Raw genomic sequence first — 12,906 nt, 5'->3', positions numbered from 1 at the left:
TAAAATAAAGCTTATTATCACGATAATTGTAGAATTTTTTTTGCGTAGGTGTGTGCTTTTTCAATGACTTCCTCAATAGACATACTTGTGGAATCCAGCACCAATGCATCTTTCGCGGCAATAAGGGGCGCAACTGAACGGTTACGATCACGAAAATCGCGCTCTTCAATTTCACTTAAAAGACGTTCAAAATTAACATCAAAGCCCTTTTCTTGCAACTGCTTCATACGACGATGTGCACGCTCTTGTGCAGAAGCGTCAAGGAAAATTTTTACTGGCGCGTCAGGAAAGACGACTGTGCCCATATCTCGGCCATCAGCAATAAGCCCCGGCATGGTTCTAAAAGCACGTTGGCGTCTGAGCAAAGCTTCTCTAACTCGAGGAAAAGTCGCCGTCTGTGATGCAGTGTTCCCAACTGTTTCAGTTCTAATTTGATTAGAGACATCCTCCCCTTCAAGGATCACTTTTAATACCTTTTCTTCAGGAACGAAACGCACATCTAAGTTTGCGGCTAAAGGTACTAATGCATCCTCTGATTGGATATCAACGTGATGATGTAACGCAGCCAATGCTAACACACGATAAATTGCGCCAGAGTCTAAAAGTTGCCATCCAAATTCGTTTGCTAATGCTTGGCAAAGTGTGCCTTTACCCGCTCCGCTTGGTCCATCAACGGTGATTACAGGGGCTATCGCCACCATAAAAAGTCTCCTTTTCTGCAAATAGCATTTGCTAACTGCAATTAAAATCAGTGGCGGTATTATACCAATTCGCCAGTTTTGTGAAATAAGCAGGTTCTGATGATTGCGATAAAATAGGAGAAAATTGAACGAAATGATTAAGTAGGTTGATATTTCATTTATGATATCAACCTACCTAATTAATTAACTTAAGCAGGCTAATTGTTCGAAATAATCAGGGAACGTTTTCGCCGTACAACCTGGGTCTAAAATAGTCACAGGGGTATCCGATAACGCAACTAACGAGAAACACATGGCAATACGATGGTCGTTATAGGTTTCAATTTCTGCGTGTTTTAATTTTTCTGGTGGAACAATACGAATATAATCGTGGCCTTCTTCCACTTCTGCGCCAACTTTGCGTAACTCCGTTGCCATCGCATATAAGCGGTCAGTTTCTTTAACGCGCCAATTATATATATTACGAATAACAGTTTCCCCTTTCGCGAACAGAGCCACTGTACCTATAGTCATTGCTGCATCAGGAATTGAATTCATGTCCATATCAATACCTGTTAGTGTTCCACGCTCACATTCTACATAATCATCGCCCCAGCGAATGGTTGCTCCCATTTTTTCGAGCACGTTAGCAAATTTAGTATCACCCTGTAAGCTATTACGCCCAATTCCTGTCACACGAACAATTCCACCTTTTATTGCTGCCGCAGCTAAAAAGTAGGAAGCTGAGGAGGCATCTCCTTCAACCAAGTACTCTCCCGGTGACTGGTATTGCTGTTGACCTTTAATTAAAAATTGTTGGTATTGATGATTTTCAACAGTGACACCAAAGGTTTTCATCAGCGCTAGAGTGATATCAATATAGGGCTTAGAGACTAATTCACCGATAATAGTGATAGTCGTATTTTTTTCTGCAAGAGGCGCGGCCATTAATAACGCAGTTAAAAACTGGCTTGAAACCGAGCCATCCACCGATATTTCCCCGCCAGTAAAACCACCTTTTAGGCGAATTGGTGGGTAATTTTCTTGCTCTAAATATTCGATGACTGCACCACCTTCCCTTAATGCATCCACTAAGTGTCCAATTGGGCGCTCTTTCATTCGTGGCTCGCCAGTCAAAATAATGTTGTTATGACTTAACGATAATGCAGCAGTAAGTGGGCGCATCGCAGTCCCTGCATTGCCTAAAAATATTTCCAACTCATTAAGATGAGATAAATTGCCAGCTAAACCTTCAACACTGCAACGTGTTTTATCCTCTGATAGTTGATACTTCACACCAAGTAAGCTAAGTGCATTTAGCATGTGGCGAATGTCATCGCTATCTAATAAGTTGGTAAGTACCGTTGTCCCTTTTGCCATCGCAGCGAGCAATAATGCGCGGTTTGAGACACTTTTAGACCCTGGCAAATTAATCGTGCCGTTAATTGAAGAGATAGGTTGTAATGTCAGGGATTGCATAAAAAGCATATTCTCCAGTGAGGTTTGCAAAGAGTATAATTTGGTCCCACTGTTTTATTTATTAAATATAGAAGGACACAAAAACCAGCCAAACATCCTATTTAACTGGTTTAATAAAAACACTAGGCGTTGTGGCGCTCAAAATTAGCCATAAAATCAACCAAAGCCTGTACACCAGCTAATGGCATCGCGTTATAAATCGAAGCTCGCATCCCACCAGCTACTTTATGACCTTTTAATGACAGCAGCCCCTGAGCTTTTGCTTCTTCAATAAATTTGGCATCTAATGCAGGATTTTGCATCTGAAATGGTACGTTCATCCAAGAACGATTTTCAACAGCCACACGGTTGATATAAAACTGACTATCGTCAATGGCATTATAGAGTAGTTGTGATTTTTCATAGTTACGTTTTGCCATTTCCTGCAAACCGCCTTGCTCTTTTAACCATTTGAAAACCATTCCCGCTAAATACCAAGCAAAAGTCGGTGGTGTATTAAACATAGATTCATATTCAGCCAGTACCGTGTAATCAAACACAGAAGGAGTCTGTGGCGATGCATTTCCAAGTAAGTCTTCACGGATAATAACAATCGTTAAACCCGCAGGGCCAATATTTTTCTGAGCACCTGCATAAATAACACCATAACGACTAACATCAATAGGTTTAGATAAGATGGATGAAGAGTAGTCAGCAACTATAATTTTATCTTTCGGGAAGTCAGGTTCTTCATGAATAGCTAACCCACCGATAGTTTCATTTGGGCAGTAATGGACATAAGCAGCGTCATCACTTAATGGCCATTCATTCATTGGTTTTAAGCTAACAATACCCTCTTTTTCTTCTGCAATTTGAATGACATTAGGTTTACAGTATTTCTCAGCTTCTTTTGCCGCAGATTCTGACCAATAACCACTAACAATGTAGTCTGCCGTGGTCTTATTACCCAATAAATTCATTGGAATAGTGGCAAAATGGGCGCGCGCACCCCCATGGCAGAATAAAATCTTATAATTATCTGGAACATTTAATAAAGCACGCAAATTCTGTTCAGCTTCTTTTGCTACTTCAATAAAGTCTTTTCCTCGGTGACTCACCTCCATCACCGAAACACCTAAACCCTGCCAATTACAAAATTCTTGTTCAGCGCGACGCATGACTTCAACAGGTAGCATAGCTGGACCTGCACTAAAATTATAAACCTGACTCATCGACCTCACCCTATCTTCAATATTGTTAGTAAAACTGACTTGGAGCCTTAAAGTTGTACCATTCCAAGCCTTTAGCTGCAACGGTTATTGTGGGCTTCTAACGAAAACAAGCACAGTTATTTTTTGATTATAGAGAAAAGACTTTTGTTAATTCCGTCACACTATTGACCTGCGCCATTTTATGGAGAAATTAGCAATTAATAAGAGATAATATCCCGAATAATATAATTCACTCTATCATTCGGGATATTCGTTGAAATGATTTTTTATCTCAGCCAAAGAAAAACAAATTAACTAATTACTTTGCTTACTATTTCAATGGCTTCTTTTTCAATAAGACGTAAATGTTCTTCACCACGGAAGCTTTCACAATAAATTTTATACGCTTCTTCCGTACCTGATGGCCTAGCCGCAAACCAACCATAATCCGTCATGATTTTTAAGCCACCTATTGAGGCTCCATTACCCGGTGCAGTCGTCAAGCGCTGAGTAATTTTGTCACCGGCTAAAGTATCGGCAGCAACCATTTCTGGCGATAGTTTACTTAATTTGGCCTTTTCCTCGTAAGTAGCTTTCGCTTGAATACGGTTATAAATTGGCGCGCCAAATTTTTTAGCAAGATTATTATAACGTTGCTGAGGATTTTCGCCTGTAACCGCCGTAATTTCAGCAGCAAGTAAGCATAGAATGATACCATCTTTATCCGTTGACCACGGTGTACCATCAAATTTCAAAAACGATGCGCCAGCACTTTCTTCACCGCCAAAACCTAATTTGCCACTAAATAAGCCATCGACAAACCATTTGAATCCAACAGGAACCTCGACTAACTCACGCCCGATATCATTAACCACACGGTCAATCATAGCGCTAGAAACCAACGTTTTACCAACCGCTACATCTTTACCCCATTGAGGGCGATGTTGAAATAAATAATCAATGGCAACAGCAAGATAGTGATTTGGATTCATTAACCCATCCGGTGTGACAATGCCATGACGGTCGTAATCTGGATCATTAGCAAAGGCAAGATCAAACTTCTCTTTCATTCCAAGCAAGCCCGCCATCGCCCAACTTGATGAGCAGTCCATGCGGATAACACCGTCATGGTCAAGTGGCATAAAACGAAAAGTTTGATCCAACTGGTCGTTTACAATTTCGATATCGAGATGATAGTGCTCTGCAATTTTTTTCCAATACTCGATACCAGAACCACCAAGCGGGTCGACACCAATTTTCAGACCCGACTTAGCAATGGCTTTCATATCAACAACATCGCCCAGAGCTGAGACATAAGGCATGATTAAGTCTTGCTGGGTAAGATATTCGCTTGCCATCGCAGAATCAAAACTTATTCGTTTTACGCCATCAAGATTATTGGCTAATAATTGATTGGCATTTTGCTCTATAACCGAGGTTAGATCGGTATCAGCAGGCCCACCATTAGCTGGATTATACTTAATACCGCCATCTTCTGGTGGGTTGTGTGATGGTGTGATCACAATACCATCTGCAATGTCTTGATGTGATTTGTTATAACTTAAAATAGCATGGGAAACAGCTGGGGTTGGAGTAAACCCGTTATTTTCCTGAACAATGACATGAACCTGATTCGCAACTAACACTTCAACCACAGTAATAAAAGCCGCTTCTGATAAAGCGTGTGTGTCTTTACCTACATAACAAGGGCCTGTAACACCCTGCTTTTTACGCAAATCAGCGATCGCTTGTGCGATAGCTAATATATGGTTTTCATTAAAGTTTTTACGCAATGAGCTACCACGATGCCCTGAAGTACCAAACTTAACCGCTTGGGACGAATTTCCAGACTGCGGTTGTTGCGCATAATATTGAGCGGTTAATTGAGCGACATTGATCAAGTCACTTTGAAATGGAAGCTGCCCTGCGCGTTCATGTATTGTCACTTGTTTTCTCCCAAAGCACTGATGCTTTGTTACCAACATCAGTGATATTTCAATTTTTAAATGGTGTTACTTACTTTTTCAATCACATTGGCAGGAAACTGCATTTCCTGCATGATGGCATCCACCATGCTACGTTTACGATTCGTATTCGTATTCGTGATCACCCAATAAGGTGTTCCGGGAATATGCCGAGGCTTTGATTGTTTGCCGGCAGCGAGTAATGTTTGCTCATCGCCAGCAAAATAAATACGAGTTCGACCATGCATTAATTCTGTTGCACTCGCAAAACGCTTCGCATCTAAACTATATAAAGTAGACAGAATTAACATAAAGCGGTCAATAGCTTTGCTTTTTTCTGCATAAGCATCAGATAACAAAAGCTCTCTAATGACTCTCACAGGGTTTGGGGCAACAGCGGGTGTACTTATTGCAGTTTCAGCTTTTATTGGCTGTTCCTGACGAATTTCTTTTGCTTGTACTGGCTGCCCGGATTTGAAATTTAACATACGGCGCAAGATATCCGATGCACTTTCACCGATATGCTGTGTATGGCTCGCAATATAGCGGTAAAGCTCTTCATCAACTTCTATCGTTTTCATTTTTTCCCAGTACTTTCTATTTAACTAAAATTTGCGTTGTGATTATAAGACAGATTTAAAAAAAACAAAACAATTAAAATTTCAATAACTTAAAGTAAACAATATTCTAAGTTTAATGGTAATTCAGTATGTTACCAACTTATTGTTTTGCTTATTTCACCTTAGTGGCAACGTTTAATTTTCTTAAATTCTCTCCCACAAAAACCGATTTTTATCGGGTACAGCTTATAACTCCATCCTTTTGAAATGACCTCATAAAGTCTATATGACCATTTGGATTTTACTCTCAGCCATGACATGATAGGCCTACTTGTATCACTGATAAATTGATAGAACAAATATGACTGTGTTACTTAACTATACTGTCCATAAACCTGAAAATCCTATTTCCAATAGCCCTATTGTCTTGATTCATGGGCTATTTGGTGACCTAAATAATTTAGGTGTATTAGGCCGTGATCTACAACATTACTTTGACATCATTCAAGTCGATGTGCGTAACCACGGTGACTCTTTTCGTGATGAGCAAATGAGCTACCAGCAAATGGCTCAAGATATAATTAACCTAATAAAGTCATTAGGTTATGAAAATGCCATTTTAATAGGGCATTCAATGGGCGGAAAAATAGCGATGGCTGCTACCGCCTTAGAACCTGATTTTATTGATAAAGTTGTCGCTATCGACATTGCCCCAGTCGCTTATCAAGTTCGCCGACACGATAAAATTTTTGCTGCCCTTGATGATGTGACGAAAGCACAAGCCAAGACTCGCCAAGAAGCCACTTCGATTATGCGCAATATCATCGATGAAGATGGTGTTATTTCATTTCTCCTTAAATCCTTTAAACAAGGAGAGTGGAAATTCAATCTGCCAGCCCTAAAATCCAATTATGATAAAATTATTGGTTGGGAAACCGTTCCTGCTTGGGATAAACCTGTATTGTTGATCCCTGGAGGGAATTCCCCTTATGTGCAAGCTGAATATAAAGATCAAATCGCATTACAATTTCCTAAAGCGAAAGCTTGGGTTGTCGCAGACACTGGGCATTGGGTACATGCTGAAAAACCAGAGCATGTATTAAGAGCTATCCACCGTTTTTTATCCATTCCTGAATAGTTATTTTTTCTTATTAAGCTAGATATTGAAAAGGCACGCGCCTTTTCAATATCCAAATCTATAAAATATATAAAATCTAATTCCTCAACAAATAAAACAATGAGACTAACTTCAATATAAAGATAATTATAAACATTGTATTATCAAATTTTAAAAGATCGAAATTATTAACAATGTTAAATTAACATTTAATATAAACACTCATTTATCATCAAGAAAAAGGAATGATTAATATAAAAAATGGAAAGTATTCAATCACAATCCACGCTATATTTCATCAGTGTTATTGCAAAGTTATCGGGACAAATAAACCCACAGGAACTTGAAAAGACATTAAAACAACAGACTGATTACAATAACACCTTAAAATCCATAAAAAAAAAGCATAATATTAATCTCAGGAATAAATATCAAAAAAACAAAGATATCGCTAGGATTTCTTGCCCTGCTATTTTATATAATGAGAAAAATGAAGCTTTTTTATTAGCTAATAAAAATCAAGAACAAGTATTAGTACAGAAATTTGGTAACGTACCACCAGAAATTTGGAGTATTGCAGAGCTACAGCAGCACTGGAACGGACATTGGTTACAAATTAATTTTAAACAAGGGCAATTTGATATCACTTGGTTTCAAGCCGAATTCATGAAGTATAAGTCTATTATTTTATGGGTTTTATTCTTTTCATTTATTCTGCAAATATTAGCGCTAGTTTCACCTATTGTGATGCAGGTCATTATGGATAAGGTTCTAATTCATAATAGCTTAATTACATTGGATGTTTTAATTTTCGGTTTAATTATTGCTGCACTCGTTGAGGTAATATTAAAAGGATTGCGTGAATATATTTACCACCATACCGTTAATCGTATAGATATGACCCTTGGTTTAAAACTACTGAAACATTTACTTCAGTTACCTATTCCATTTTTTAAAAATAGGCAAATTGGAGCCATTGTTACTCGCGTCAAGGAATTAGAAACCATAAGAGAGTTTTTAACGAGTAGTTTTTTCACATTATGCGTTGATGTATTATTTTTATTTGTATTTATCTATGTGATGAATTTAATTTCTACCACACTTACACTAATATTCTTATGTTCTATTCCCCTTTATCTTTTATTAGCTTGGTGGCTCACGCCCAAAATCGAGACCGCGGCACAACAACAATTTACTAATATTGCCATTAATACCTCATTTTTGACAGAAACAATCAATGGTATTGAGACCGCTAAAAGTTTATCTGTAGAGCCTAACTTTACTCGCCGTTGGGATGGACAAACATCAGATATGAGCCAAACTAATTTTATTTCTGGGCAAATTAGTTCTCGTTCTGAGCACTTAGTGATGGCAATTGAAAAAATCACTAGCGCCATTGTATTGTGGGTTGGCGCCTCAGAAGTATTAGCTTTGCAAATGACTATTGGCCAATATATTGCTTTTCATATGATGGTCAACCATGCAAATCAACCATTAGTCAAACTCGTCAAACTATGGGGAGATTATATTCGTACTGGCGTTGCCATCGAAAAGCTTTCTCAAATTATCAATTTACCGGTGGAACAAAGCCAACAAGATAATATCCTACCTATATATGGGAATATCCACATTAAAAATGTTTCATTCCGCTATCAACCCAATATGCCTTATGTCCTTAAAAACTTTAATTTAGCAATTGAAGCAGGAGAAACCATTGGGATTGTTGGCACCTCAGGGTCAGGAAAAAGCACCCTTGCCCGTTTGCTTTTAAGGCTTTACACCCCTGAAAATGGCGCTGTATATATTGATGGCGTACCTATATCAAATATTAATTTACATTCACTCAGGCAACAAGTTGGTATTGTTTTACAAGAGAACTTTTTATTTAGCCAGTCGGTTTTTCACAACATAGCCCAAACATCACCGGATGCATCAATGGATGACGTAGTCTGTGCAGCTAAAATGGCTGGAGCCCATGATTTTATCCTTAAATTACCAATGGGTTATGACACAGTACTCGCTGAAGGGGGAACATCCCTTTCTGGAGGACAAAGACAGCGTATAGCAATTGCCCGCACACTACTAGCTAACCCAAAAGTGATTATTTTTGATGAGGCCACCAGTGCTTTAGATGATGAATCCCAAGCTATTATTCAAGAAAACATGGATGTGATAGCTAAAGGAAGAACCGTGATTACTATCGCACACCGTTTATCAACAATTCGCCACCACCAGCGAATTATTGTCATGCAAAATGGAGAAATTATTGAACAAGGCAGCCATCAGCAGCTTATTGATCAAGATAGTTTCTATAAACATTTATGGGCCCTGCAACAGTCACTAAAATAAGACACGGACGTAACATGAAACATCGATTAGAACGCAACCGTTATAATAGTTTTTTACCATCTCATTTAGCAATTTTAAAAACACCACCATCTTATTTAGCCATGTATGTCGCGATATCAATCAGTATTGGTATTTTCATTGCCGTGGCTTGGGCATACTTTGGCAAGTTAGATATTCAAGCCACCACTCAAGGGAAATTAATTGTGTCGGGTCGTACACAACTCATTCAAGCGTTTGAGTTAAGTCGATTACAACAGATCCACGTTGTGGATGGTCAAGCCGTCAAAAAAGGTGACCCGTTACTGACAGTCAATGTGCTGGGGGTTGATCAAGATATTCTTAGCTTGAGTTATCAACATAATTTTCAAATAGCTGAGACATTAATCCATCAGGCCCTGCTCTCTCAGCAACCTATAACTCAATTCCCCGGCTTTTATCAGTTAACGGAAGCAGAGCAAAAAAGCGCATTAGCCAGCTATCAAACCCAACTAGCGGAGTTTACATCACTGGTCAACGAAATTGGCAATGATATACAGATAAACATCGTTAACCAGCGGGCACGTAAGAATGAACTAAGGTCTATTGATGCTTTGATAAATAACATTAAAAAGCGACTTGATGCACATCGTTCACTGACTCAGAAGCAATTAATCAGCCAGAAAGAATTTTTAGAGCAAGAACGAGAGCTGTTAATCGCAAAAAAAGAAAAGGTAAATAAATTATCTGAGTTATCTACATTAGCAAGCCAACACAATGCATTAATTGAAAAACAAAAGAGGATCAAAGCGCAAAAAAAACAAGAATGGGATGACAAGTATAAACAAGCTGCTTTCAAACAAGTTTCTCTTGAACAGGAACTATTAAAAAGCAAAGAAAGGAACCAACTTGAAGTTATTCGTGCGCCAGTAGATGGTACTGTACAACAGCTCTCAACTTATACTTTAGGTGCGGTACTGCAACCCGCACAACAGCTGATGGTTATCGTGCCAAACAATCATGTGCAATTAGCAGAAATCAAAATCTTGAACAAAGATATTGGGTTCATTCGCGAAGGGTTAAGAGCCGATGTCAAAATAGATGCCTTTCCCTACACACGTTACGGCACCATTGAAGGCGAAATTATCTCCATTTCACGTGATAGTACACAAGATGAAAATCTTGGCCTCGTTTTCTTAGGGCAAATAGGGCTTAACAAGAAAGAATTATTGGTTAACGGTAAATACATTGAACTCACTCCAGGGCTTTCTATCGTTGCTGAAATAAAAACAGATAAGCGCCGAGTCATCGATTATTTACTTAGCCCTATAAATGAATACACATCTAATGCAATGAGAGAAAGATAATTGATGGAACAGCTAAATAATAATGGATTGGATGCCTTAGTATGGGTAGCTAAGTATTACCATAAAAATGTCACGGCTGATCAACTCAGACACGCCATTGGTATGCAAACAATTTCCCCGACAGAATGGGAAATTAGAGAATGTGCTCACATTTTAGGCTATGAAACAGGGCTAATTACTTCACCGTATTCAAAGTTAGCTCATATTCCTCTTCCTGCTCTAATCTATACAAGTGGAACTTGGCAAATTCTATATCAAGATAATGAGTTAGTACTCATTAACCCACTTAATGATGAAAGCAAGCCAATTAAAGACATAAATATTGAGCAGGAAACTGAATTTGATGTTCTGTTAATTAAAGAGCAGTTGGAATCTGAGCAAAAAAAAGCCTTTGGCTTTAGTTGGTTTGTTCCTTCCATCCTAAGGCAACTAGCTAAATTACGAAATATTTTTATCCTTTCTGCCATTATTCAGATATTTGCTTTAGTGAGCCCTTTATTATTTCAAAATTTAATTGATAAAGTGCTAGTTGGCCGAAGCCTCTCCAATTTGCACATTATTGCTTTAGCTATCATGGGGATAGCTATTGCTGAACCTATATATGGGTTTATTCGTAATAAGATTTTCAGTCATACTAGCGGGCAAATTAGTGCAGAACTATCTGGAAAGATTTATCGCCACCTTATGGCTCTCCCTTTAAATTATTTTAAGACCAGAGCCACAGGAAAAATTATTGCGCGGGTTCGGGAATTAGCGCATATACGGCAATTTCTAACTGGTTCAACTCTAATGTTATTTATTGATTCTATTTTTGTACTGTTATTTATCGCTATTTTATTTTCCTATAGCAGCGTAATGGCATGGATTTTATTAGGGTCAATGGGGGTATTTTTTGTCCTATGGATGGTACTAGGCCCAATCATTCGCCAACAAACTGAAAAATCTTATCAAGCGGATGAAAACGGCCTGACTTTTCTCACGGAAACCATCACTGGAATAGAAACGATAAAAACAACCGCGACAGAAAAATACTTTAATCAACGCTGGAAGAAAATATTCAGTAAACAGTTGACGCAAAATTTTAAAGTTTCGATGCGTAGTGAGGTTGCAACTCAGTTGATAACTCTTGTCAGTAAAGTCACTACAGCAATCCTCTTATGGGTCGGTGTGAAAGAGGTGTTAAATGGAGGAATGACGGCGGGAGAGTTAGTCGCATTTAATATGCTAAGTTCACATGTTACTCAACCTGTTTTAAGGTTTGCCCAAGTTTGGCAAGACTTTCAACATACAATAATCTCACTACGCCGCGTTGGGGATATCTTAGACAACCCTATCGAAAATGAGAGAAAAGGTCTTGCAAGCACCACCAATATTCAAGGAAAAATTGAATTTCAAAATATCCGATTTCGCTATCATCCCGATACACCAGAGGTTCTCAATAATCTCTCCCTGAGCGTTAATGCAGGGGAATTTATTGGTATTACAGGCCCATCTGGTTCAGGAAAAAGTACCTTAACCAAACTATTACAGCGGCTTTATATACCGCAACACGGGCAAGTCATTGTTGATGGTACGGATTTATCTGTAGCAGATACGATATCACTGAGACGGAGAATGAGTGTTGTCCTACAAGAAAGTACTCTCTTCGTTGGGAGTATTGCTGATAATATCCGCTTAAGTATGCCGCAAGCTTCCGATGAACAGGTTATTCATGCAGCAAAATTAGCCGGTGCTTATGATTTCATCATGGATTTACCTGACAATTTTAATTATCTCTTATCAGAAAAAGGGGGAAATCTCTCCGGTGGTCAGCGACAAAGAGTTGCACTGGCCCGCGCTTTATTGACAGAGCCCGACATTTTAATCCTTGATGAAGCCACTTCTGCACTGGATTACGAATCAGAGGCCGCCATTATGGCAAACATGCCATTGATCGCACAGGGAAGAACTGTGATAAGCATTGCACATCGCTTAAACACGATTATGCATGCGGATAAAATATGTGTGCTAAACAATGGGCAAATCATCGAAATAGACACTCATGACAATCTCCTAAAATCCAAAGGGCTATACGCCAGTTTGTGGCGACAACAAACCCAGTAAGAGCTGAAAAAAGCATCACTCATATGGCAAGTGGTGCTTTTTTATTAAAACTGCTTTATTTTTAGCCTATTAAGCATATTGCCCTATGATGCAACTATAGCACTAGCGAATTAGCTAGGGT

9 protein-coding genes are annotated in these 12,906 nt (G+C 38.7%); 4 read left to right on the top strand and 5 right to left on the bottom strand.

The annotated features are described in order from the left end of the window. Positions 1 to 17 precede the first annotated feature (17 nt). From cmk to seqA, 5 genes are all read right to left on the bottom strand, one after another. On the bottom strand, positions 18 to 701 hold the full coding sequence (gene cmk / locus ACLPIE_RS07365; protein WP_430260876.1) for a (d)CMP kinase: 684 nt from the start codon (positions 699 to 701) through the stop codon (positions 18 to 20). 183 nt (positions 702 to 884) lie between these two features. Then, positions 885 to 2,159 carry a 3-phosphoshikimate 1-carboxyvinyltransferase gene (gene aroA, locus ACLPIE_RS07360; RefSeq protein WP_430260875.1) on the bottom strand — a complete coding sequence of 425 codons (1,275 nt, stop codon included), beginning with the start codon at positions 2,157 to 2,159 and terminating at the stop codon, positions 885 to 887. Positions 2,160 to 2,281: 122 nt separating this feature from the next. Beyond that, entirely contained in the window at positions 2,282 to 3,370 is a 1,089-nt protein-coding gene (gene serC / locus ACLPIE_RS07355; RefSeq protein ID WP_430260874.1) for a 3-phosphoserine/phosphohydroxythreonine transaminase, read from the bottom strand. 290 nt (positions 3,371 to 3,660) lie between these two features. Continuing rightward, positions 3,661 to 5,295 (bottom strand): phosphoglucomutase (alpha-D-glucose-1,6-bisphosphate-dependent), encoded by a 1,635-nt coding sequence (gene pgm / locus ACLPIE_RS07350; RefSeq protein WP_430260873.1) that lies wholly within the window; start codon positions 5,293 to 5,295, stop codon positions 3,661 to 3,663. A gap of 56 nt (positions 5,296 to 5,351) precedes the next feature. Continuing rightward, positions 5,352 to 5,894, bottom strand: a complete 543-nt coding sequence (gene seqA, locus ACLPIE_RS07345) for a replication initiation negative regulator SeqA (RefSeq protein ID WP_430260872.1) — start codon at positions 5,892 to 5,894, stop codon at positions 5,352 to 5,354. A 340-nt stretch (positions 5,895 to 6,234) separates the two neighbouring features. Between seqA and ybfF the strand changes: the two genes are divergently transcribed. From ybfF to ACLPIE_RS07325, 4 genes are all read left to right on the top strand, one after another. Beyond that, the gene (ybfF, locus tag ACLPIE_RS07340) at positions 6,235 to 7,011 is read left to right on the top strand and encodes an esterase (RefSeq protein ID WP_430260871.1); all 777 of its coding nucleotides are present in this window, start codon (positions 6,235 to 6,237) and stop codon (positions 7,009 to 7,011) included. 240 nt (positions 7,012 to 7,251) lie between these two features. Then, positions 7,252 to 9,339, top strand: a complete 2,088-nt coding sequence (locus ACLPIE_RS07335; RefSeq protein ID WP_430260870.1) for a peptidase domain-containing ABC transporter — start codon at positions 7,252 to 7,254, stop codon at positions 9,337 to 9,339. A gap of 14 nt (positions 9,340 to 9,353) precedes the next feature. Then, entirely contained in the window at positions 9,354 to 10,682 is a 1,329-nt protein-coding gene (locus tag ACLPIE_RS07330; protein ID WP_430260869.1) for an HlyD family type I secretion periplasmic adaptor subunit, read from the top strand. A 3-nt stretch (positions 10,683 to 10,685) separates the two neighbouring features. Continuing rightward, positions 10,686 to 12,785, top strand: a complete 2,100-nt coding sequence (locus tag ACLPIE_RS07325) for a type I secretion system permease/ATPase (protein WP_430260868.1) — start codon at positions 10,686 to 10,688, stop codon at positions 12,783 to 12,785. Positions 12,786 to 12,906: the final 121 nt, after the last annotated feature.

Source organism: Providencia sp. Me31A (assembly GCF_050487165.1).
Lineage (GTDB): Bacteria > Pseudomonadota > Gammaproteobacteria > Enterobacterales > Enterobacteriaceae > Providencia.
The sequence above is the reverse complement of the archived record's forward strand: the minus strand, read 5'-3'. Positions and strand labels throughout refer to the sequence as shown.

Bases quoted from the DNA above. Each gene is read 5' to 3' on its own strand.
- cmk (WP_430260876.1), bottom strand. From the start codon at position 701: ATGGTGGCGATAGCCCCTGTAATCACCGTTGATGGACCAAGCGGAGCG.
- aroA (WP_430260875.1), bottom strand. From the start codon at position 2,159: ATGCAATCCCTGACATTACAACCTATCTCTTCAATTAACGGCACGATT.
- serC (WP_430260874.1), bottom strand. From the start codon at position 3,370: ATGAGTCAGGTTTATAATTTTAGTGCAGGTCCAGCTATGCTACCTGTT.
- seqA (WP_430260872.1), bottom strand. From the start codon at position 5,894: ATGAAAACGATAGAAGTTGATGAAGAGCTTTACCGCTATATTGCGAGC.
- ybfF (WP_430260871.1), top strand. From the start codon at position 6,235: ATGACTGTGTTACTTAACTATACTGTCCATAAACCTGAAAATCCTATT.
- ACLPIE_RS07335 (WP_430260870.1), top strand. From the start codon at position 7,252: ATGGAAAGTATTCAATCACAATCCACGCTATATTTCATCAGTGTTATT.
- ACLPIE_RS07330 (WP_430260869.1), top strand. From the start codon at position 9,354: ATGAAACATCGATTAGAACGCAACCGTTATAATAGTTTTTTACCATCT.
- ACLPIE_RS07325 (WP_430260868.1), top strand. From the start codon at position 10,686: ATGGAACAGCTAAATAATAATGGATTGGATGCCTTAGTATGGGTAGCT.